Here is a 21,594-nt window from a genome sequence, read left to right on the forward strand (position 1 = left end):
CATTCATCCCTGGAGTGGAGCGGTCGTCAGTACACGAGCGTCGCGCCCGTCGGCTTGTCGAGCGCAGCCGCAAGCGAGCGATATTCGTCGCTGCCGGTGCCGGCGAGCGAGGCGATCTTGTTCAGATGATACTGCGCCTGTTCGCGATTGCCCTGCTCGAGCTGCCATAGCCCGTAATACTGCCAGGTGCGCACGTGGTTCGGGTCGTCCTTGAGCGCCAGCTCGTAATAGGTCTGCGACTGCTTGTAGTCGCCGAGCTTGCGGTAGGAGTAGCCGATCAGGTTGGCGACATCGGCGACGTCGTCGCGCTTGAGCGTCTTGAGCTGGTCGATTGCGCTCGCATAGTCGTGGCGATCGTAGATCGTTGTGTAGGCCGTGCGATAGGCGGCGAGGAATTTGGGGTCGCTGACGGAGGAGCTCTTCTTCTTTTTCTTGGTCGACGTCGTATCTGATGACCCCGAGCCGGAGGGGGTATCGCTGCCATTGGCATAGGCGCTCTGGATTGCCGGCACGGCGACCAGCGTCATGCAGACGAGTGCCGGAACCAGAAGCTTTGCAACTTTGCTCATCTAAGTCTCCCGTATGGAATGCGGCGATCCTACACGATTGCCTCAAGACGGGAACACCCGCGCCGCAAAAACATTCCCGGCCGCACGGCTTATTCCCAGGACAACCATGGTCAGGCCCTCCGCCGAAACATGACAAAGATGTCATCGAGATGAACGGAGGCGAACATTGCGCTTCAGAATGGGTTCAGCGCGCCCCGCCTAACGTCTGCTCCATGATCGAAGGGTCGGCGAGAGGGCGCCGCCTCAAGATCCTTCAAAGAGGAGACAACACCATGTTGAAGACCATTTCCGCAGCCTTCCTTGCCGCTTCCGTCATCGCCGCTCCGGCCTTCGCCGCAGAGTCCGGCAAGACCACGACGCCGGCCCCGGTGATCAAGTCGGAGCAGACGCAGACCAAGGCGTCGAACACCGGCACCAAGGCTGACGTCAAGGCGGACGCCAAGACCAACGTCAAGACCGATGCCAAGGCGGGCGCCAAGCTCGATACCAAGACGAAAGCGATGAACGCCAACGCCGCGATCGCGCCGAGCGAGCACAAGTCGCTCCACAAGCATCGTCATCACCACAAGATGCTTTCGGCCAAGAAGCAGCCGAAGGCCCAGCCCGACGTCACCAAGCCCAGCGCGCCGGTGACGACCGAGAAGCGCAGCTAGCAACGTAACTGATCCCGCGCGGTGGCGACCCACATTGCCCCGCCATCGCGCGCAGGGTTCAGGCCCGGCCCGACTGCCATCGCCTCGCGAAAGCGTGAGCGATGGCGGCGGGCCGGTTAAGCCCATTTCAGGAGCGAGAAGCGAATTCCCTCGGCCCGACCTTGCGGCTAGAACGGCTTAGCGTCCGGTCGAGAGAGGGGAGTCGTGGGGGAATTGGCAAAACGCGTGAGCGTCCTGGTGCTGCCGCTGATGCTTGCGGCCTGCTTCGGCAGCGATGGCGGCCGGCCGTCACTGGTCGACGACGCGGGAAATCCAGCGCAGCAGCCGTTTCCGGACAGTTTCCGCAGCGAGGCGCTCGCCATCATGCACAGCTATCTGAACGATCCGCTCGGCGTACGCGATGCCGCCATGGCGGATCCGGTGCTGCGCACGGTCGGCGGCCGGCCGTTCTATGTGAGCTGCCTGCACTTCACCCCACGCGAGGGTGATGGCAGTTACAGGGGAATGCGCGAGCGGGCGATCATCTACGTCAATGGACGCGCCGACCGGGTCACTGACCGGGCTGGCGAGCTGTGCGCGGGAGCGGTTTACGCACCCTTTCCAGAACTGGAAAAGATGACGCGGTAGCGCAAAGCGCGTCTTCACCGGCGCCTGCTAGGACAGGAGCGACTGGAATCCGCTGATCACATTTCGGGGAGCTTTGAACGGGGGCGTTTTTCCTTGCGACAAATCATCACGGTAGTGTGCGCGCGAGCGAAAAAATCTGTCGTGATGAGGGAACGCCGGGGAACAAAAACCGTTGATGCGGCCTCGTCACTGCGCCGAACGATCAAGGCTCCGGCATCGCCGCGAAGCAACCAAATTCAGGCCACGTTGTTTGCTGAGGGTGAATTCGAGATAACGGGGATCATCCATGAAGACGTTCTTGCTTGGCGCAGCCGCAGTGCTTGCGCTGGCAGCGCCAGCCGCCGCAGCCGACATACCGGCGCGTCCCTACACGAAGGCTCCGGCCTATACGCCGCCGCAGGTCATCTATAACTGGACCGGCTTCTACATCGGCGGCCATGTCGGCGGTGCGTTCGCCGGCGACAACACCTTCCAGTCGAGCGACGCCCGCTTTCTCGGCGGCGTGCAGGGCGGCTTCGACTACCAGTTCGCGCCCAACTGGGTGATGGGTATCGAGGCCCAGTACTCCTGGCTGCCGTCCAACAACCACGGCGCGGTGTTTCCGGCCGGCACACTGGTTACCTCCAACACCGATCAGCTCGGCTCGGTGACGGGCCGCTTCGGCTACACTTGGGGCCCGGCGCTGGTCTACGCCAAGGGCGGCTACGCCTGGCGCAACAACAATTTCGGCGCCAGCGTCGGCGGCGTGCCCACCGCGGTCACCACCACCGGCAACAACAAGGACGGTTACACCTTGGGTGCAGGCCTCGAATACATGTTCGCGCCGAACTGGTCGGCCAAGGCCGAGTACCAGTATTATAATTTCGGCAACACCACCGTCACCGCAGGCCCGGCCGACGTCGTCGGCGTCCGCGGCCGGGAGGACGAGCATACCGTCAAGGTCGGCGTGAACTATCGTTTCGGCTGGGGCGGCCCGGCCGCCTCGCGTTACTGATCCTCGGGCAGCAAACGACAGACTGCAAAGGCCGGCTTTGCCGGCCTTTGTTTTTTAGGAAGCTGGTCTCACCAGCGTGGTCTCACCAGCGTGGTCTCACCGGCGTCATGGGCCTGCGGTAAAGCAAAAATAATTTTTGCCACTTACGGAACACGCGCGCCGGAACGCGTTATTATGTGATTGCCGGGCTGGGTGAGATGACGAACATGCGTATCTTGGCGTCGGTGGTGATCTCGTTATTCGTCACGCTGCCGTGCTCGGCACAGACGATCCTCAAATCCGAACCGCTGGTATTGGCGCCCTATGAGGTGGCCTTCGTGCAGGATTTCGCCTGCGGACCGGGCCGGGTGCTGAAGGTCACGGGCGCGATCCGCGGCCTGCATCGGCGCAAGGCCTGCGTGGTGTTGTCGGGCGAGCAGGCATCGCTGGCGATCGCAACGCCCTGAAGCGCGTCTTCACGAATTGAACTGCAGCTCCATCCTGGATTGTCGCTCCGCGTCTGCCTTGTTCTTGGCAGGATCCTCGCCGGGATCAGTGCGGCACGGCTTGATCTCATAATCATTGTCCAGGACGCGGCGCGGCCCCGGCCTGTCCTGGTCGGTGGCGACATCCACGACCAGGCCGCTCTCCTGCGCAATTTTCCAGACATCGGCCTCGCTTGGGTAGGCCTTGCTGAGTTGCGCGTCGTTGCAAAACAATGCGTAGGGCATCGGTCCTGCCTCCGGAACGGCCTTAACGCTCGAAAGGATTGAGGGTTTCAGCCTGGCTTGACCGGATGGCGCGTGATCACGGATCCGTGAACATTTCGACCGGGCCTTGAGTCGTAAACGAGTCCTGAATCCCAAAAAAAAGAATCCCTGGGACTCCCAGGCTGGAATCAGCGGATGTTTCTGGCCATGACGACTGGCCTGAAAACCTCCTGCGAGCACATGCTCCTGCCGCTTACGCTGGCGCTGATCGGCGCCTGCGCGGCCAATCTGCTGCTGGTCTGGTCCTGGCTCTAATGGCCTGAGCTTCCGGCTGGCGGCCGGGGCGGGGGATTGTGGATGGCGTTCCTGACCTTGGCGAGGGTCGACTGGCAAAACTCCTCACGCTCGCGCTCGAAACGCTCCTGATGCTTGCGGAAGTTGGCAACCCTGGCCTGCACTTCGCTGCGGAAATCGCCCGATCCTCTGGGCGGCGCGACCTGGAAGGGCTGGGGCGTGGGCGCCGCCTGCGGCGGCTGGTCGGCCTCACGGACCTCTTCGATCACCACCACGGAGGTGACCTCCACGGCTAGCGGAGGGGGTGCGGCAGCAGGCTCCGTCGGAAGCTGCTCCTCCTTCCGCCCGGTCACGGATTGAACAAAGGCCAATGTCTGCGCGATCAGCGCATCGCGTTCCCTGATCCACTTCATGGTCCACCTCTGCGCACAGCCCATTCCAGCAAACCGGCTGCTCCGAATCAAGGCATGCCTGCTTGCAGGGGATTGCATATTTTTCCCGGTCGCCCGAAACTGCGGCAATGAAACCAAAGGACGAACGGTCGGAAGAGGCCGAGGGCCTGTGTCTGGTGCGCGCCTTTCTGCTCCTGCCGCCCGACAAGCGGCGGCTCGTGCTCAAATTCGCCGATGAGCTTGCGCGCGCGCAGGACCGCCACGAGGAGGGGACGGAAGCATCCCCGACCTGAGCACGGCACCCTCGCTCAGGCTGTAGCTGTGTCCGCGCACAGCTTGCGCGTTCGTACGGCCTCGGCTCTTATCGGCGCCATGACCGAGATGGAAATTGCCGAGATAGAGACCTACATCGTCAACCCCGACACGCCCGAGATCGACATCTGCGCGCGCTGGCGCGCGGAGACGTTTTCGGTGCTCGAGGCGAGTGTCGAGCAAGAGCGACGCGCGCTCAATCGCTTCGCGGCGGACCAGACGCGGCAGGTGGCGCTGATTGCCAAGCGTGGCACGGTGCCGGTCGGCACCTGCCTGCTGGTGCCCTCCGAGATCGCGCCCAATCACCAGGTGTCGCCGTGGCTGGCAGGATTGTTCGTGACGCCCGAGCATCGGCGGCATGGGGCCGGCGCCGTTCTGGTGCGCGCGATCGAGGCGCAGGCCCACCTGCGCGGCTTTGCGCGGATCTTCCTCTACACGATCAGCGCTGCCGGGTTCTATCAGCGGCTCGGCTGGGATCTCGTCGAGCACACCGACTGGAAGGGTTTTGGACGAACCGCCTTCATGTCGCGCACGATCCGGTCGATGTCGCCGCAGCCATAGAAAGCTTACACGAAGCTTACGAAGCTTGGGCCAAATGCTATTTTCCCGTAATTTTACGCGCGGCATATTGTATCAAATTTTAACGTCCGTTGGGTTCCATTGGTCGGGTTCCCTGCCGGGTTCCACGCCGTTGGCTCTAACCGGACAAGTTGCGATGAGCTTTTTGAATAATCTGAAGATTGTCTTCAAGGTCGGCCTGATCGTTACCGCGCTGGGCTGTGCGCTCCTGGGCGTAGCGGCATTCAGTGCCGTCCAGCTTTCCTCGACGGTGGAGGGCTATGCAGAGTTGTCGGACGCACAGTCGGCGGCGCTCAACCTCACGCGCGCGCAACGCCGGATGGAGACCTATCACGCGGCGCTTTACGCGACGCTGACGGAGACGACCGAGGAGGGCAATGCAAGGCGTTTGAAGACGGCGCGCGAGAACCGCGATCCGATCGCAGGCTTTCTCGACGCAGCGATCAAGGAAGATGTGGGCCACGCCGGAGAACTTCGCGCTATCGGCGACAAGTTGAAGGGCGTCTTTGCCGTGTGCGACCCGGTGCTCGAAGCCGGTGCCAGGGCGAGCACGTCGGAGGAGAATGCCAAGGCTGCCGACCGCGCGCACAAGGAGTGCGATCCTCTGATGGATACAGCGCTCGCCGACATCGCGAGATTCGTAGCTCAGAACGGCGCGCTCGTCACCAAGCGCAAGGAGGAGATCGGCCTTGGGGCACATGCCTCGATCAGGACCGTGATCGGCGTCAGCGCCGCCGGTCTGCTGCTCGGCGTCGTCATCGCGCTCTTCATCGGCCTCAAGGCGATGTCGCAGCCGATTGCCCGGCTCAAGCTCGCGATGGAGGGATTGGCCCGGAACGATCTTTCGACCGAGGTGACCGAGAAGGATCGCCGCGACGAGATCGGCGAGATGGCGAAGACGGTCGAGATCTTCAAGACCAATGCGCTCGAGGTCGAGCGGCTCAAGAAGGCGCAGGAGGACGCCGAGCGGCAGGCCGCCGCGCAGCGCCGCCAGGACATGTTCAACCTTGCTGACGGTTTCGAGCGCGCGGTCGGCGAGATCATCGACACCGTCGGCTCCGCCTCCACCGAGCTCGAAGCGTCCTCCTCCACGCTCGCGACCACGGCGCAGCGCGCGCAGCAGCTGACGTCGGTCGTCGTGGCGGCCTCGGGTGAAGCCACCGGCAACGTCCAGTCGGTCGCCACCGCGACCGAGGAGCTGTCGTCCTCGGTCAACGAGATCAGCCGCCAGGTGCAGGAATCCGCGCGGATGGCGATCGATGCGGTGGGCCAGGCGCGCTCGACAACCGAGCGGGTCAGCCAGCTCTCGACCGCGGCGACGCGGATCGGCGACGTCGTCGAGCTTATCAACACGATTGCCGGCCAGACCAATCTGCTCGCGCTGAACGCCACCATCGAGGCCGCGCGCGCAGGCGAGGCCGGCCGCGGCTTTGCGGTCGTCGCCTCTGAGGTCAAGTCGCTGGCCGAGCAGACCGCGAAGGCGACCGGCGAGATCAGCCAGCAGATTTCCGGCATCCAGACCGCCACCCAGGATTCGGTGACGGCGATCCGTGAGATCTCCGCGACCATCGAGCGGCTGTCGGAAGTCTCCTCGACGATAGCCGCGGCGGTGGAAGAGCAGGGCGCCGCGACGCAGGAGATCGCACGCAACGTTCAGCAGGCCGCCCACGGCACCCAGCAGGTTTCCACGAACATCAGCGACGTGCAGCGCGGCGCTGCTGAGACCGGCTCGGCCTCCTCGCAGGTGCTCTCGACCGCGAAGATGCTGGCCACCGACAGCAACCGGCTGAAGCTCGAAGTCGGCAAATTCCTGTCGACGGTGCGCGCCGGTTAGTCGGGCTCTTGTGATCCGGCGGCCTTGCGCCGCCGGCGCCGCAGACCTTATGGCGCAATCAGCAGAGCCAACACGACCACGAACAGCATGCCCGTCGCGACGACGGCCGCGACCGCACCAGCGGTGATCTTGGCTCTCTCCTGGTTGGAATAGGGGCGCATGCGGTGCGCATGTTAGCTCATGTTGAACTTCGATCCAACGTGTGGTTAATGGCCGCTCCGCGAAGTAAGCGGCCAACATCCATTCCTGAAGGTCAAGCCATGAGCGACGATGTCAGCGACGGCTGGGCCGCTTCCGCGTCTGCATGGATCGTGGAGCAGGGGGACGAGGGCGACTATGGCCGCCGCTTCGTGCTGGACGCGCCGATGTGGGCTCGGATCGAGGGACGCGGCTTCCACCGTGCGCTGGATGTCGGCTGCGGTGAGGGGCGCTTCTGCCGCATCATGCAGCGCGCCGGCATCGCCACCACCGGCATCGACCCGACCGAGGCGCTGCTCGCGCGCGCCAGAGAGTTGGACCCTCATGGCGATTATCGGCTCGGCCGCGCCGAAACGATGGATGTCGATGCGTTCTTCGATCTGGTGGTCAGCTATCTCAGCCTGATCGATATACCGGATCTCGGCAGGGGAATCGCGAAGATGGTGGCGGCGCTGCGGCCAGGCGGCACGCTCCTGATCGCCAATTTGACGAGCTTCAACACCGCCGGCCAGCCGGATGGATGGATCAGCGACGGCGAGGGCACCTTGCGCTTCCCGATCGATCACTACATGGACGAGCGGGCGATCTGGGTCGCCTGGCGCGGCATCCGGATCCAGAACTGGCACCGTCCACTGAGCACATACATGACGCTGCTGCTCGATCACGGCCTCCAGTTGCGCCTGTTCAGCGAGCCTCAGCCCATGGGCGGGGATCCCGAAAGGAACGCGATGCATCGCCGCGTGCCGTATTTCCAAATCATGGAGTGGCAGAAGCCGGCTTGATCGCGCTGTGTCATCTAGCTGGCGAGCCGCGCCTGAAAGAACCTGCTGACGCGGTCGATCGCATCGGTGGTCATCGGATCGGTGTCGGAGAAGTCGAAGCCGTGCGGCTTGCCGGGATAGGGTACGAACTCGGTCTCCGCACCGACGGACTTCGCAAGCTCGATCAATTTCCGTCCGTTGGCGATCGAAACGTTCTGGTCGGCTTCGCCGTGCAATTCGATCGTCGGCGGCAGGTGCTTGACTTTGCCGGCCATCGCATCGGGCATGCCGCCATAGAGCACGGCGAGCGCGGCGATGCGCTCGTCGCGCGCGGCTGTGTTGGCGGCGATGAAGCCGCCGAGCGAAAAGCCGAGCAGGCCGATACGCCCCGAGCTGTCGGGCTGCCCCAGGATGGCTGTCACGGTGGCGGAGACCGTGTCCGACCAGCCGTCGAACCGCTTCGTCTCGAAAGTCTCGCGGCTCGCCTTCGTGCTGGTCTTGGACGTGAGCGTCGCCGTGTCGTGCTCAGTCATGTAGCGGAGCAAATAGGCATCGATGCCCTTGGCCGAAAGCGTCGCATCGGCATATCGCTCATAGGCGCGCCGCCTGAGCTCGATGCCACGCGAGCCGTGCTGCAGGATCACTGCGGGGCGTTTTCCGGAAACCTCCGCGGCATAACGCGTCATGGCGTCGTTGCCGGGCTCGGCGCGCGCCGCTGGCGACAGCGAGAGCAAGGCCAGGCCTGCAAGGGTGGTTCGTCGCGTGATCATCACTCAGCTCTCTTCAAGCGGAATTCCGATCGGGAAGCGCCGCCTGTATAGTGCACCCGCGACGGAAATTTGACCGTACATTTTTCTCGAGGTCTTGCCGATGATCCCCGATCGTCCGCCCGTGCTTGCTCACCAGCGCTTCCTCGCCGACCGCGAGAATTTTGCCGGTCTCGATCTTGCCGGACGGTTCGAGCGCATCGTCCGCACCAATCTGTGGGGCGCTTCGACCTCGGTGTCGGGGCTCGGCTCCGAAGACCCGGCCACCGCCGCGATCAAGGTAGCGCTGCCGCCTTTGCTCCGACGCCTCGGCGTGCGTTCGCTGCTCGATGCGCCCTGCGGGGATGCCGGCTGGATCGGCAAATGCGGGCTCGAAGTCGACTATATCGGCGTCGATATCGTGCCGTCTCTGATCGAAGGCAACCGCCGGCGGGTGGAGCAGGGCGAGCTGCTGGGCCGTTTCATCAGCGCCGACATTACGCGAGATGAGCTGCCGCAGGCCGACATCATTCTGTGCAGGGATTGCCTGGTGCATCTGAGCTTTCAGAACATCTCCCGCGCCCTGGGACGTTTCCGCGCCAGCGGTGCACGTTTCCTGCTGGCCACCACGTTTCCGGAATGGCAGGACAACCTCGACTGCGAGGATGGCGACTGGCGCGCATTGAATCTCCAGCGGGCGCCGTTCGCCTGGCCGGCGCCGCTGGAGCTGATCAACGAGCGTTGCGAGGAGAGCGGAGGCGGCTGGCGGGACAAGAGCCTCGGGCTGTGGCGGCTTGCCGATCTGTCCAGTGAGGCAGGAGACATTGCGAAGGCTGTGTGACGCGCCTCGCCGCAACGTCGGTTGCATCCTCCACCGGCTTCGCACTACACTTCGTCTTGCGTGACGGGATTTCGCTTCGCTGCTCTTGCCGGGGGGAACGATGAAGCTGAACGCGATCGTGGCCTTGTTGCTGATCTCTTGCGGCGCCCCTGCGATCGCGCAGCAGGATGGCGCCGCGCTCTATGCCGCACATTGCGCGCAATGCCACGATAGCAGCGAAGCGCAGAGCCGGGTGCCGCCTCGCAGCGCGATGCAGGCGATGTCGTTCGAGCAGGTGCTGGCGGCGCTCAGCACCGGCAGCATGGCGGCGATGATGCGGGGGCGCAACGATGACGAGCGCAAGGCGATCGCATCCTTCGTCACCGGCAAAGCGGCCGTGAGCAGCGCGGCTGCGGCCGCCGACGCGTCGGGCCACTGCACGCAAGCCTTCACCGCCTTTCCGAAAAGCATCGACGGGCCGCGCTGGAATGGTTGGGGCGCCGATCTCAACAACAGCCGCTTCCAGCCGGCCGGGATGGCCGGGTTGACGGCAGAACAGGTGCCGCACCTGACGTTGAAATGGGCGTATGCATTTCCCGGCGCGACGCTCTCCTTTGCGCAGCCGACGGTCGTCGGCGGGCTGTTGTTCGTCGGTGGCCCCGATCGAAAGGTGCGGGCACTCGATGCGAAGAGCGGCTGCACGCTGTGGACGTTTGCGAGCGACCTTGCGGTTCGCGGGTCGATCAGCTTCGGACAGGTCCCGGGCACGGATCAGTTCGCCGTCTTCTTCGGCGATGGCCGCGCCAATGCCTATGCCGTCAACGCGTTGACCGGCGCGCTGATCTGGAAGGTGAACGTGGAGGAGCATCCAGCCGCGCGGATCACCGGCGGGGTGGTGTTCCATTCCGGCGTGCTCTATGTGCCGGTCTCCTCGCTGGAGGAGGTGGCCGGATCGGAGCCGAGCTATGAATGCTGCACCTTCCGCGGCAGCCTCGTCGCGCTGGAGGCTGCGACGGGCAAGCTGATCTGGAAGGCCGACACGATCCCCGAGGTGCCGCATCCAACGACGAGGAACGCGCGCGGCACGCAGCTCTATGGCCCATCGGGGGCCGCCATCTGGTCGGCGCCGACGATCGACACGCAGCGCAACGCGATCTATGTCGCGACAGGCAATTCCTATTCGAACCCGCCAGCCGCGACCGCCGATGCGGTGCTTGCGTTCGAGCTTGCGACGGGACGGCTGCTCTGGAAGCAGCAGGCGTCGCCGAAGGACGCCTTCGTCGTGGCCTGCTTCGGTGCCAACCAGACCAATTGTCCCGATGATCACGGGCCGGATCATGATTTCGGCCAGTCGCCGATCCTGGTGACCTTGCACGACGGGAAGCGCGTCATCGTCATCGGCCAAAAGTCCGGCGTCGTGCATGCGCTCGATCCGGATAACGAGGGCAAGATCCTCTGGCAGACGCGGATCGGCAAGGGCGGCCCGCTCGGCGGCACCGAATGGGGCTCGGCTGCAGACCAGGACCGCATCTATGTCGCGCTCTCCGACGTGCGCTTCCTGCGCGACGGCACGCGGCGGCTGGACTCCACGCAAGGCGGCGGCCTGTTCGCGCTCGATCTCGCGAGCGGCAAGGTCTTGACGGAGGTGGCGCCGGTGCCTTGCGGCAGGCGCCCGCAATGCAGCCCCGCGCTGTCGGCGGCAATCAGCGTCATTCCCGGCGTCGTGTTTTCCGGCGGCGTCAGCGGTTACTTGCGCGCCTATGCGACGGCGGATGCAAAGCTGCTCTGGGAGTTCGACACCTCGCGGGACTACAAGGCCGTCAATGGCGTTCCGGCGTTCGGAGGTGCGATCGATGGCCCGGGCCCGGTGATCGTCGACGGCATGCTCTACACCAACTCTGGTTACGGCCAATGGAGTGGCACCGCCGGTAACGTGCTGCTGGCGTTTGAGGTGGGGAAGTGAAGTTGGGCGCCTGTGGCTCATGAGCGGGGCGCAACCGGATTCACATAAGCAAGTGCGGGAACCCGCGAAGCAGAGCAGCTTGCCGGCGTGCCGTTTTGACACCGGCGCGGACGTGCGGCCTCAGCATTAAGCCTCCACCAGGGCCCCCAGATGCTGAGGCCGTTTTTTTTGATCGTCTCGAGACTGTCCTGCTGCGGGACGAACGCCAGTCGACATTATTTACGAGCTGTGAACCATGAAAAATGATCGGAAAATTCTAGCGAAACGATCTGCGGGCCCTTCGCGTCAGTCTGCTGGGAGGGTGCAGCGATGGTCACAGATGCAGGTTTCGACGAGCGTGAAAGCGAGATCGCCCGCTACAGGATTTTGGCGCAGGAGGTGACGGACCCGCTTGCCGCGCGTCTGTTGCAACACATCGTCCTCGATCTCGAAGCCGACCTGCTGCGCGATCGCGCCGCCAGTACAGTCAAGCCGGATGGATGAGGCGAGCAGGCCAGTATTCGGCCGGGAAGCTGCTGCCGGCTGAGTGGGATTGAACCCGCGGTCCGCACGGAGCGTTCCTCGATGGCGGTCGGACGTCAAAGGCTGTCGATGGTTCTCACCAATTGCTGCAGCTCCTCATGGTCCTTTGCATCGGGGCGCCCCGCGAGTTCGATGAATTTGGCTCCAACATTTTCAGAAACACTCGTGTGTCCCGTCTCACGTAATTGGATGGACAGGCTAATCGCCGCCTCAATCGCGACATCCTCTTCAAGATCAAAGATCGCTCGCTGCAAGAGAGGTATGCATCCCGCGGGTGGCCCATAATGGAGTACATAGGCACAGTCTCGCCGCCAATGCGCTGGTCGTTCTGACCAAGCTAGATCGAGCGCCACCCAGTCATCGGCGTCCAACATGAAGATCAGATCGAAAGCCTCGTCAGGCGCATCGACTTTCGCGTGAAAAAACTCGTCGAGCCGAGAGAAATCTTCTGACATGAGGCCGTCGCGACTGAAACCTTTGCCGAGCCAAGGTATAATTTTCAGTTGGGCGAAGTGGTGCCGGCTGAGGGGATTGAACCCCCGACCTTCGGTTTACAAAACCCTTGGCCCCAGATATCGTCGGTGGCCCGGCGGCCCGAAGAAAGCTGTATAAATGATTGAAAGAAAAAGAAAATGTAAAAAGAAAGACCAGAAATCGTGATATAACAAAGGGATCGCCGGTGCCGAAATAGGACCCCCCGGAGGACCCCCAGAATGGCAGGCTCGAACCAGTTTGACGCAAATAAAATTGAGGCAACTTCTGAGCGAAAGGACCACCAGGTTCCCGGCTGCGACTGCCTGTACCTAACGGTCCAGCCAACCGGTGGGCGGGCCTGGTACTACAAGTGGCGCCGGCGAGGGACCAAGGGCGCCAAGGACAAGATCCGCCTGGGCTCCCCCCAGACCATGACCCAGGCGAAGGCCAGGCTGATCGGCGCTCAGATGAACGAGGCCAGGGAGCGGGGCCTGGACCCGAGGACCGTGCTCCAGCGGAACGACGACGGCGACTCCTTCCTCCGCTGCTGCCGGGACCACGTCACCCGGCACGTCAGCCAGTTAAGGGGCAGGCGGGAGACCACGCGACTGCTGGGCCTCGACCCAGAACTCAACCCGGTCCCGGGCGGGCTGGCCAAGCGGTGGGCCGAGCGACCAGTGACCAGCATCACCGAGGATGAGCTCTGGCAGGTGATCGACCACGCGAGGGGAGGGATCGGCGGCCTCGGGGTCAAGAAGAAGGCCCAGTTGAGCTCGAGGGCGCGAAAGATGCACTCGGCGCTGAGTGTTCTGTTTGGGTGGCTGAAAGCGCAGCGGCGGATCAAGGTCAATCCCATGCTGGGCATCGAGCCTCCGAAGCCTCCGGCGGCCAGGAGGCGGGTGCTCAGCCACTCGGAGCTCAAGGCCTTCTGGGCGGCCACCGACGCGGTGACCCCGCCGTTCGGCGATGTGTTCAAACTGCTGGCGTTGACGGCCGCGAGGTTGCGCGAAGTCTCCGAGCTTCAGTGGTCCGAGCTCACCGACGACGGCCGCTCGATCACGCTCGCCGGGGAGCGAACCAAGAACGGTGAGCCGTTCGTCATCCCGCTCTCGCCCATGGCCAGATCGATCATTCTGCGCCAGCCTCGCAGCGGCGGCTTCGTGTTCACGACCACCATGGGCCGGCGGCCCGTCTCCGGGTGGAGCAAGATCAAGCGGCGGCTCGATCTCGCGATGGGCGATCTCCCGGCCTGGAGGTTGCACGACTTGAGGCGCACAACCGCGACCATGCTGGCGGAGGAGCTGAACGTCCGGATCGAGGTCGTCGAGGCGATCCTGAACCACCTCAGCGGCAAGGGCCGGGGCGGGATCGCCGGCGTCTACAACCTGAGTGAGTATCGAGAGCAGAAGCGACAGGCGCTCGATGCGTGGGCGCTTCACCTGGCCCTCTTAACCTCATAGCTCGACCATTGCATCCATTGGTTGAACCCAGCCCTTGAAATGTTCCCTCTGCGTGCCCATTACTAGTGATGGGTCGTTTGCAGGATGGGGCACGGAATGAGGCAGCTCGAGGTTGAGAACCAGCTCCGCGACGTGGTCAGCCGAATCATCCTTCAGGTTGAGTTGGCGACCTCCCAGGGGCGGACCGACATCAACTTGGCACTGGAGGATGCTTTCATCCCCATCCTGAAATCGGTCTACAACCTCCCGCACCTCACCAATCTGAACCGCAAGCAAAAGAACTTTCCCGGCATCGATCTCGGCGACGACCACGACCGCGTGGCGTTCCAGATAACGTCGACGACGACGCTCGAAAAGGTGAAGTTCACCGTTCGGCAGTTCATGGACCGGGCTTATTTCAACACATTCGACGAGCTCTTCATCCTCATGCTCGGAAAGAAGCAGTCGTCCTACAGCCAAGCGTCGGTGAACGAGCTTTTGACCGACCAGTTCGCCTTCAACTGCAAGAAGCATATCATCGATCTCGGCGACCTTCTCGGCGAAGTGTCCGGTCTGCGGCTTGCGGCGCAGGAACGTGTGCTGTCCGAGTTCAAGCACATTTTGGGCGAGGTCGATGCCTACATCAGCTACAGCTCGGAGAGCGTTGCCGCACCGACGGCCATCACGTCCAATCTTCAACAGATCAGGCTACCCGAGGCCGTCTATGTGGCCGAGTTGACGATCGACGATAAGAAGGTGATCGCGCAGGCGAAGACGAAGCTCGACTATAAAGGCAAAGCGCGGAGCAGGAAGTCGGTCGTCAAGATGGCGCTGCTCTTGAACGGCGTGGAGACTGACGCGTGGGTCTGCCACGACAACAAGCTCTTCTCTTTCCAAGACATCGAACAGTGCGGCCTGATCAGCGTGGTCGACGAGGGCTCGGTCGAGCGGCTGGGCGTCTCGGATTTGGCCGACTCCCCCGAGTTGGACAACGTGAACATCCTGAAGCAGCTTCTCTCAGCCGAGACGCGGGAGCAGCTGAAGCAGCACCATGTGCGTATGCACTCGAAGGATGGGTTCTTCTTCTTCGGGCCCACCGAGGAGGGGCAGCTGGAGCGCAAGGAGACCTGGGTCGGCAAGAAGACCGCGATCCGTCGCGTCTATGAGGTCAAATACCAGAAGAAGGACCCGACGAAGGTCGCCCACCACCGGCATCTTTCGTTCGACCTGACGTTCACGAAGCTGGATGACGCTTGGTATGCGCAGATCGTGCCGAGCTGGTATTACTCTTACGACGGCTACCGCCGCTCGAACTGGCACGATGATCTCCTGTCGCGGCAGAAGCGACTCGAGCACAACTCGAGTGTCCGGAACATGGTCCGCTTCGTCGCATATTTCCTATCCGGCGCCAACAAGAGCGAGGACGATGACTATCAGCTCCGCTTCCTCTCCCTTGTAGAATTCAACGTGCAGGAGACCGACGAGGCGGAGCCAGTCGATGACGACGCGGAGCCTGTCGATGACGACGACGAGGACGTTGCCCACGTAGCAGGAGGAACGGCGGCATGAAGCTCACGACGCTTCCCGAACCGCTGCTAGAATTTGGTACGGGCACGCATATCTGTCCCCGCACCGGGATCGAGCATTTGGGCGTCTACGATAAGCGGGACGAACTTCGTCGGACCGAACTGCGGATCGGGGTGGTTGGGCGCGGAGAGGGAATAGACCTTCTAGACGAGTGGCTGGAGAGATGTCGGGATGGAATCGAGCGCAAGGAGGAGTCCAAGCTGAAGAACCTCTTCCGAGGCTTCGGCGGCATCAACCAGGACTACGGATTTCTGACCAGGCTCATCAATTCTCCCCAGTACACCCGCACCCTCAAGAAATCGGATATTTCGGGAGTCGTGAAGCTCGCGTCCCGCGCGGAGCGGGTGGAGCGGGCCGTTGAACTTTACTACGAGCAAATTCGCTTCCTCGCGGAGAACAGATCGGTTGACGTAATCGTCTGCGTCATGCCGAACGAGATGTTCGATTCCATCACGACTGCGGCAGGCGACGACGATTCGGAGGAGAGCGAGCTCGAACACAATTTCAGGCGCATCCTGAAGGCAAGAAGCATGCACCTCGGCACCCCGCTGCAGCTGGTGCGCGAAAAGACCATCCTCATTACCAAGCAGGCGGGCGACCAACAGGATCCGGCCACGAAGGCGTGGAACTTCTGCACAGCGCTCTACTACAAGGGCAACAGGACGATCCCATGGCGGCTCGTCGAGGACACGGCAAAGCTGCGGTCGTGCTACATCGGCATCGGCTTCTACAAGAGTCGCGACGGGGAAACGATATCGTCGAGCCTAGCCCAGGTTTTCGACGAGTTTGGGCACGGGATCATTCTTCGCGGTACGCCGGTGTCGATCGATAAGAAGAACCGTCATCCGTATTTGAGCGAGGATCAGGCCTACGAGTTACTGCGCGACGCACTGGACGAGTATGACCGCGCGCTCGAGCACATGCCGGCTCGGATTGTGATCCACAAGTCGAGCCACTTTCGGGAGAGCGAGCGAAGGGTTTCCTTCGGGCGCTCGACGAGAAAGGCATTCGATCGAAAGACTTCGTCGCTATAACGGACACTGATATCAGGCTGTTCGGTGACAAGGACTATCCGCCGAAGCGTGGGACACTCCTGACGATATCCGAAACCGAGGGGGTGCTCTACACGCGGGGTACAGTCGACTTCTACAAGACATACCCCGGCATGTATGTACCCAATCCGCTAAAGATCACCGTCTACGAGCAGGATTCGTCGCTCGAGAGTCTGTGCGACGAGATACTGGGGCTGACGAAGATGAACTGGAACAACACTCAGATGGACGGTCGTTTGCCGATCACGCTTGAGTGCGCCCGGAAAATCGGAGACATCATGAAGTACGTCAGCCCGACCGAGAAGCCGCAGGTCAGCTACAGCTTCTACATGTAGCGATTCCGCAGGCCTTCCGGTTGCGCTCCTAATTTTTTCAAGATTGAAGAAAAAATCCCCCAAGAACGAAAAATGGGAAAGTGGACAGCCAGAACCACAGGAGTAGACTATTTCCTGGCTCGCCGGTGCAGGTTGGTTGCATCGGAGAAATAACAAGGGCCTTTGGGAATGAAGCGGTCTGCCCGCCGCGCTCAAGGGGCCGGACATCGAGACTGCCAAAGCAGTCTGGTCAAGCAGCGATCCAACCTCCCTAGCTGCGCAACGGTGCCGCCATTCGAAACAACGCTCGCGCAGAGCGTCGATGGCGGCTTGGGTGATCTATCGGTGGCCCGCGATCATGCGAGCCGCGCCCGGCGCAACCGTGTTGGTCTGCGAGGGCGAGAAGAACGCCGATGATCTGGCCAAGGCCGGCCTGTTGGCCACCACCGTGATCAGTCATAAGTGGACCGCGGAGTGCGCTGCCGCGCTCACCGGATTCGAGATCATCATCCTCGAGGACCACGACGAGGACGGCAAGAAGCTCAGCGCCGCCTCCCGCGAGGCTCTGGTCTCCGTCGCCAAGTCGATCAGGGTCGTTCCGACCGCTCACCTGTGGAAGTCGCTCGATCCGGCGAGACTGAAGTTCGCAAAGGAGCCGCAGGCCGGCCACGACGTCAGCGACTGGCTCGGCTACGGAGGCGACCCCAAGAAACTGATCGCGCTGTGCCGCGAGGTCCCGGCCGAGGGCGAGATCACCATAGAGCCGCACGACTTCCCGGCCGAGCGGGACATAGCTCCGTACCAGTGGCTGCTCGGCACCCACCTCCTTCGCGGCGAGGTGGCCGCCACCGCGGCCATGAGCGGCACCGGCAAGAGCAGCCTCAGCATCGTCGAGGCGCTGGCCATGGCCGGCGCCAAGCAGCTGACCCACGACAGGGTCCCGCAGATACCGCTCAGGGTCTTGGTGGTCAATCTGGAGGACAATCGCAACACGATGGACAAGCGGATCGCCGCAGCGATGAAGCACTATGGGCTGACTCCCGAGGACATCGGAGGTCGGCTGATCGTCAAGGCCAAGGGCGAGCTCAGGATCAAGGTCGCCGAGGCGATGAGGTCAGGTCAGGTGGTGCGCAACGATCTGATCATCAACGCCCTGAGGCGCGTCATAATCGAGCACCAGATCGACGTGCTGTCGATCGACAGCCTGATCCGCAGCCACGGCGTGAACGAGAACAACAACAACGAGATGGAGCAGGTGATCGAGTGCTTCGAGGACGTGGCCGCGCCGACCAACTGCGGCATCCACCTGTGGCACCACTTCCGCAAGACCAACGGGGACGGCGCATCGGTCGACTCCGCTCGCGGCGCCAAGGCGCTCATCGACGCCCTTCGCTCCGTTCGCGTACTCGAGGTCATGACCAAGGATGAGGCGAGGCTGCTCAAGCTCGACGAGGCGCGAAACTACTTCAGGTGCTTTTCCGGCAAGCGCAACTTCTCGCCGCCCAGCGACCAGTCCGACTGGTACCACGTGGCCAGCGTAGAGATCGACAACTGCCCGCCGCTGTTCGGGGACAGCGTCGGCGTCGTGGAGCAGTGGACCCACCCGGGCAAGGCGGCGGTCGAGCTCTCGCCCGAGATCATCCGCGAGATCATGGATGAGGTCGGGACCGAGCCCCGATGGCGCGACTACCCGACCGCTGAGATGTGGGTCGGCAAGGCCGTGGCCAGGGTCTTGGGTCTGGACTGCGAGGAGGACCTGGAAAGGGTCAAGCGGACCGTCAAGGAACTGAAGAAGAGGCGCGCCCTGGAAGAGGTCAGCGCCCACGACCCTGGCTCGCGCAAGGAGAGGACCTTCGTGGTCGCAGGGAACTGGTCTGCGACGGCTTAAAACCCGGCGCAACTGCGCCAGCTTTGAAAACCCGGCGCACCTGAGAGGAGGCAGAAATGAAGGAAGTGCCTGTGGTTGAAGGGTTTGGGACGGGTTTTGACCCGGCGCAAACGAGTCGTCTTTCTGGAGCAACAGGACTGCGACGGGTCGGGTTTTCCCCTTTAGGGGAAACCCTACCTGGCGCAAAGTTGCCTGCCCGTCAGGCCCATCTGCTGGCAGAGCGCAGGCGGCGCTACAAGGCCCGGCTCAAGCAGGGCAGGATGGTTGTCCCGGTTGAGGTCGATGGGCCCATCCTAGACCTCCTCCTGCGGGTCGGGATCGCGAGCGAGGCGCAGGTGGCCGCGGCCTGCACGCAGGAAGGTAAGCAGATACTAGGAGAGGCCATCGCAGCCTTTTTCAGGCGATCTGCCCTCTAAGAGCAGGCCCATGGAGCGCGGCCCATGGGTGTTTCCTGCCCCTGCCCTAGGTAGACTAGGCCCTCTGCGACCCGCTCTCCTTGGCCTTCCCTAGCGATGGAACCTCCTCACGGTTCCTAGAAGATTATTCTATCGCGGGGAATGAAATTCACGGGGAGGGGGGCCTTCTAGAAAATAATTCCCTCCCAGAAATTGGACCGCGGCGGCGCGAAATTCCAGAGTTAGTAACGTATTGATTTTGAACGAAAATTTGGAGTTCCCTCAATAGAAAAACCGTTCATGATCAAGGGCTTAGCGGCATCTCAAGCCCCGCCCAGTTCCGCGAGAATAACCTTCTCCGGCGAATAACCCTTTGATGTTCCTCTGGGATTTCCGACGGAACCAGGGTGCCCATTTGGGCACCTGGGATTTCGACGGAACCAACTGTGACAAAGGCGGCAAGCGATCATTGTGCGAGATTTCTGCCGAGCTGGCTGCGGCTGGTTACACCACAAAGAGCGGCACGCCATACGCGGCGACCGCAATCAAGCTCATGCTGGAACGCCATTAGCAACGACGGATCGGGCTTTTATGGTCTTTACCGGCAGTCCAACGCCGGCGCGAGCTACTGAAAAGGCTTGTCCTTCAAAAGGCTTGTCCTTCATTGCCAGGTGCAATGCTGGGAGAGCGAAACACCTCGTTGATCGAATGATGGAGCTAAACGTGGTCACATTACTCTTTCGTATCTTGGTTGCTCTTGCGGTCCTGTTAGGTGCCGAGCAAGCGGCGCATGCCGTCGATATCGGCGGCCTCGTGATTGATGCCGCCAAAGGGACGGTTGATAAAATTGCTAAGTCGGCTGGAAAAACTTTGGAGTCGGTCCTGAAGAATCCCGGCGAGGCGCTGCCTGTATGTTGGGGCCATCCTCAGGACTGCAGGGATGATGACGAGAAGAAACCACCAACTGTCTCCGTGCCTCCGCCTCCGCCTCCGCCGGTGTTGTACTCTGCCTCTTACCGGGTCGACTGCCTGGATGCTCAGTCCGGGCGGGACCGTGGTGATCAGACTTTGACAACGACTTCGCCTGAATCTCTCGAGGCGGCGCGTAGCGAAATCAGGCGTCAGCTTAAGTCTGGTGTCGACCTATGCCGGCAGGCAGACGAGACTCGGGTCACCAAGGCCGGATCGGGCCGCTGGCTCTAACGTGGCACACGTGTCCGCACGGCTTTTTTCCCCGCCCCGGTTTGCCTGCGCGTCGCTCGGCCCACCCCATACCCCAGGGTTGCGCGCAGAGTACGGCGGCCAGCACAACCTTCCGCCCCAGGGCGCAAAGAACCCCGGCGCGAACGAGGCCGCGGCGATCTGGAAGATCAGGTTCATGAGCGGGAGGTGAAAGGACCCGGACGCAGCACGAGGGTCTCACTCACTGCACCCGCTCAGTGCCAGCGTCCTACCCGACTCTGGCAGTCCCTACATCGAGGCGGCCCTTCTTCTGAACCGCTCCCGAGACGCGTCGATCTGAACCTGCTCGATGCCCCTGATGACCTTCTCCAGGTCATCGATGAAGTCCTCGATCTCCGCATCGGTCTGCGGCTGGCGCGAGAGGATGTTGCGCAATCTCGTCGGTAGATTGTCCGCCGCAGTCATCGCTTGAACTCCTCAGCTATGCGAAGCATCTCGTTGACGGTTGTGCCAGCGGGTCGCTTCGCCCAGACCAGTCTGAGCAACGCCATGTGGCTCCACTTCGGATACGACTTGCGCGCCTTCTCGAACAGCTCTCTGATCACGTCCTCTCTGCTCTCGATCACGTACTTAGGTCGCTCCATCGCTCTCTCCCTAGTGGTTGCCCGCTCGCAGGATGTCGCGCGAGCGGGCTGTCGGGGTTGTTCTCCTTCGGCGAGGATGGGGTGGACTGGGACCTCGCCGATCGGATGGTCTGATCGCAAGTGACCAAGCTTTTGGAGTGCCCGCCGACAGGGGCAACCATCGGCGGGCAGTCGGAGCTGGGTCCGACCAGGGTCGAGGCGGGCTGCCTTCCGCTCGCCCCGCTCATTGCTCACGCCCTCCGCTTGCTCAGCGGATTGGGCAGGTCCAGAACGGTGGCCCCAGGTGAGTCATTTGACTCACCTGCGTGGCGGGCGTTCAGGTCCGTGATTCGCGCCTCGCTGATCGCCAGCTTGGTGCGAAGCTCCGCGACCTGGTCCTCCAGATCTGTGATCCGGTCGGCCAGCTTCTCGGCGATCTGCCCGACCGCGGAGAGACCCATCGCGACCTCCCGCTGCATCTTCTGCGTGCTCTCGTGCAGCCGCTCGATGAACCCGATCCGCTGCCGCTCCGCCTCCCTGGCCTCCTCGAGGATGGACATCTCTCGCCTCCACCGGTCGACGGAGGAGTCGCGGCCCTGCTCATGCTTGCGGCGATCCACCCTCGCGATGGTCTCGCTGGCCTCCGCGATGACCCGCTCTGCCTCGCTGCTCATGGCTCGCCCTCCT

27 protein-coding genes are annotated in these 21,594 nt (G+C 62.6%); 19 read left to right on the forward strand and 8 right to left on the reverse strand.

What is annotated here, in order from left to right:
• Positions 1-26: 26 nt before the first annotated feature.
• Positions 27-569, reverse strand: a complete 543-nt coding sequence (locus tag Q2941_RS25260; protein WP_027525626.1) for a tetratricopeptide repeat protein — start codon at positions 567-569, stop codon at positions 27-29.
• Between the two features lie 272 nt (positions 570-841).
• Between Q2941_RS25260 and Q2941_RS25265 the strand changes: the two genes are divergently transcribed.
• The 4 genes from Q2941_RS25265 (at position 842) to Q2941_RS25280 (ending at position 3,289) form a co-directional block, all read left to right on the forward strand.
• Complete coding sequence (locus tag Q2941_RS25265) at positions 842-1,222, forward strand: His-rich protein BRANT (protein WP_027525625.1); 381 nt, start codon at positions 842-844, stop codon at positions 1,220-1,222.
• A gap of 204 nt (positions 1,223-1,426) precedes the next feature.
• Positions 1,427-1,849 (forward strand): hypothetical protein, encoded by a 423-nt coding sequence (locus Q2941_RS25270; RefSeq protein WP_458194035.1) that lies wholly within the window; start codon positions 1,427-1,429, stop codon positions 1,847-1,849.
• A 286-nt stretch (positions 1,850-2,135) separates the two neighbouring features.
• Positions 2,136-2,843 carry an outer membrane protein gene (locus Q2941_RS25275; protein WP_458194036.1) on the forward strand — a complete coding sequence of 236 codons (708 nt, stop codon included), beginning with the start codon at positions 2,136-2,138 and terminating at the stop codon, positions 2,841-2,843.
• 206 nt (positions 2,844-3,049) lie between these two features.
• Positions 3,050-3,289, forward strand: a complete 240-nt coding sequence (locus Q2941_RS25280) for a hypothetical protein (RefSeq protein WP_027525622.1) — start codon at positions 3,050-3,052, stop codon at positions 3,287-3,289.
• Between the two features lie 9 nt (positions 3,290-3,298).
• Here the strand turns inward: Q2941_RS25280 and Q2941_RS25285 are convergent, their stop codons facing one another.
• Together Q2941_RS25285 and Q2941_RS25290 are read right to left on the reverse strand one after the other, a co-directional pair.
• Positions 3,299-3,553, reverse strand: a complete 255-nt coding sequence (locus Q2941_RS25285; protein ID WP_027525621.1) for a hypothetical protein — start codon at positions 3,551-3,553, stop codon at positions 3,299-3,301.
• Positions 3,554-3,843: 290 nt separating this feature from the next.
• The gene (locus Q2941_RS25290; protein ID WP_458194037.1) at positions 3,844-4,239 is read right to left on the reverse strand and encodes a hypothetical protein; all 396 of its coding nucleotides are present in this window, start codon (positions 4,237-4,239) and stop codon (positions 3,844-3,846) included.
• A 107-nt stretch (positions 4,240-4,346) separates the two neighbouring features.
• Here Q2941_RS25290 and Q2941_RS25295 point away from each other — a divergent pair, with 107 nt between their 5' ends.
• From Q2941_RS25295 to Q2941_RS25310, 4 genes are all read left to right on the forward strand, one after another.
• The gene (locus Q2941_RS25295) at positions 4,347-4,511 is read left to right on the forward strand and encodes a hypothetical protein (RefSeq protein WP_254111815.1); all 165 of its coding nucleotides are present in this window, start codon (positions 4,347-4,349) and stop codon (positions 4,509-4,511) included.
• A 43-nt stretch (positions 4,512-4,554) separates the two neighbouring features.
• Positions 4,555-5,091 carry a GNAT family N-acetyltransferase gene (locus tag Q2941_RS25300; protein ID WP_198031849.1) on the forward strand — a complete coding sequence of 179 codons (537 nt, stop codon included), beginning with the start codon at positions 4,555-4,557 and terminating at the stop codon, positions 5,089-5,091.
• Between the two features lie 154 nt (positions 5,092-5,245).
• Positions 5,246-6,943: a methyl-accepting chemotaxis protein gene (locus tag Q2941_RS25305; protein WP_027525618.1), complete on the forward strand. Its 1,698-nt coding sequence runs from the start codon at positions 5,246-5,248 to the stop codon at positions 6,941-6,943.
• 260 nt (positions 6,944-7,203) lie between these two features.
• A complete protein-coding gene (locus tag Q2941_RS25310; protein ID WP_458194038.1) occupies positions 7,204-7,923 on the forward strand; it encodes a class I SAM-dependent methyltransferase in 720 nt (239 codons plus the stop codon).
• 14 nt (positions 7,924-7,937) lie between these two features.
• On the opposite strand, the gene Q2941_RS25315 is transcribed toward Q2941_RS25310, so the two are convergent.
• On the reverse strand, positions 7,938-8,672 hold the full coding sequence (locus Q2941_RS25315) for a dienelactone hydrolase family protein (RefSeq protein ID WP_458194039.1): 735 nt from the start codon (positions 8,670-8,672) through the stop codon (positions 7,938-7,940).
• A 100-nt stretch (positions 8,673-8,772) separates the two neighbouring features.
• Between Q2941_RS25315 and Q2941_RS25320 the strand changes: the two genes are divergently transcribed.
• The 3 genes from Q2941_RS25320 (at position 8,773) to Q2941_RS25330 (ending at position 11,914) form a co-directional block, all read left to right on the forward strand.
• Positions 8,773-9,489, forward strand: a complete 717-nt coding sequence (locus Q2941_RS25320; protein ID WP_458194040.1) for a class I SAM-dependent methyltransferase — start codon at positions 8,773-8,775, stop codon at positions 9,487-9,489.
• 100 nt (positions 9,490-9,589) lie between these two features.
• Positions 9,590-11,431 carry an outer membrane protein assembly factor BamB family protein gene (locus tag Q2941_RS25325; RefSeq protein WP_458194041.1) on the forward strand — a complete coding sequence of 614 codons (1,842 nt, stop codon included), beginning with the start codon at positions 9,590-9,592 and terminating at the stop codon, positions 11,429-11,431.
• A 309-nt stretch (positions 11,432-11,740) separates the two neighbouring features.
• Positions 11,741-11,914, forward strand: a complete 174-nt coding sequence (locus Q2941_RS25330) for a hypothetical protein (protein ID WP_198031848.1) — start codon at positions 11,741-11,743, stop codon at positions 11,912-11,914.
• Positions 11,915-12,009: 95 nt separating this feature from the next.
• On the opposite strand, the gene Q2941_RS25335 is transcribed toward Q2941_RS25330, so the two are convergent.
• Positions 12,010-12,408 (reverse strand): hypothetical protein, encoded by a 399-nt coding sequence (locus Q2941_RS25335; protein ID WP_027525614.1) that lies wholly within the window; start codon positions 12,406-12,408, stop codon positions 12,010-12,012.
• 258 nt (positions 12,409-12,666) lie between these two features.
• On the opposite strand from Q2941_RS25335, the gene Q2941_RS25340 reads away from it, so the two are divergent.
• The 8 genes from Q2941_RS25340 (at position 12,667) to Q2941_RS25375 (ending at position 20,305) form a co-directional block, all read left to right on the forward strand.
• On the forward strand, positions 12,667-13,887 hold the full coding sequence (locus tag Q2941_RS25340) for a tyrosine-type recombinase/integrase (protein WP_458194042.1): 1,221 nt from the start codon (positions 12,667-12,669) through the stop codon (positions 13,885-13,887).
• Between the two features lie 96 nt (positions 13,888-13,983).
• Positions 13,984-15,435: an SMEK domain-containing protein gene (locus Q2941_RS25345; protein WP_458194043.1), complete on the forward strand. Its 1,452-nt coding sequence runs from the start codon at positions 13,984-13,986 to the stop codon at positions 15,433-15,435.
• Complete coding sequence (locus tag Q2941_RS25350; protein WP_458194044.1) at positions 15,432-16,487, forward strand: argonaute/piwi family protein; 1,056 nt, start codon at positions 15,432-15,434, stop codon at positions 16,485-16,487. Before Q2941_RS25345 ends, Q2941_RS25350 begins: the two co-directional genes overlap by 4 nt.
• Before the next feature lie 83 nt (positions 16,488-16,570).
• Positions 16,571-16,840: a hypothetical protein gene (locus Q2941_RS25355; RefSeq protein WP_458194045.1), complete on the forward strand. Its 270-nt coding sequence runs from the start codon at positions 16,571-16,573 to the stop codon at positions 16,838-16,840.
• Between the two features lie 301 nt (positions 16,841-17,141).
• A complete protein-coding gene (locus Q2941_RS25360) occupies positions 17,142-18,707 on the forward strand; it encodes an AAA family ATPase (RefSeq protein ID WP_458194046.1) in 1,566 nt (521 codons plus the stop codon).
• A gap of 56 nt (positions 18,708-18,763) precedes the next feature.
• Positions 18,764-19,123: a hypothetical protein gene (locus Q2941_RS25365; RefSeq protein ID WP_458194047.1), complete on the forward strand. Its 360-nt coding sequence runs from the start codon at positions 18,764-18,766 to the stop codon at positions 19,121-19,123.
• Between the two features lie 355 nt (positions 19,124-19,478).
• Entirely contained in the window at positions 19,479-19,673 is a 195-nt protein-coding gene (locus Q2941_RS25370; RefSeq protein WP_458194048.1) for a hypothetical protein, read from the forward strand.
• A 152-nt stretch (positions 19,674-19,825) separates the two neighbouring features.
• Positions 19,826-20,305: a hypothetical protein gene (locus Q2941_RS25375; protein ID WP_458194049.1), complete on the forward strand. Its 480-nt coding sequence runs from the start codon at positions 19,826-19,828 to the stop codon at positions 20,303-20,305.
• A gap of 267 nt (positions 20,306-20,572) precedes the next feature.
• On the opposite strand, the gene Q2941_RS25380 is transcribed toward Q2941_RS25375, so the two are convergent.
• The 3 genes from Q2941_RS25380 to Q2941_RS25390 all read right to left on the reverse strand — a co-directional run bounded on the left by Q2941_RS25380 (position 20,573) and on the right by Q2941_RS25390 (position 21,581).
• On the reverse strand, positions 20,573-20,749 hold the full coding sequence (locus tag Q2941_RS25380; protein ID WP_458194050.1) for a hypothetical protein: 177 nt from the start codon (positions 20,747-20,749) through the stop codon (positions 20,573-20,575).
• On the reverse strand, positions 20,746-20,928 hold the full coding sequence (locus Q2941_RS25385; RefSeq protein ID WP_458194051.1) for a hypothetical protein: 183 nt from the start codon (positions 20,926-20,928) through the stop codon (positions 20,746-20,748). The genes Q2941_RS25380 and Q2941_RS25385 overlap by 4 nt, the downstream gene beginning before the upstream one ends.
• Before the next feature lie 230 nt (positions 20,929-21,158).
• The gene (locus Q2941_RS25390; protein WP_458194052.1) at positions 21,159-21,581 is read right to left on the reverse strand and encodes a hypothetical protein; all 423 of its coding nucleotides are present in this window, start codon (positions 21,579-21,581) and stop codon (positions 21,159-21,161) included.
• Positions 21,582-21,594: the final 13 nt, after the last annotated feature.

It is taken from the genome of Bradyrhizobium sp. UFLA05-153, assembly GCF_054185185.1.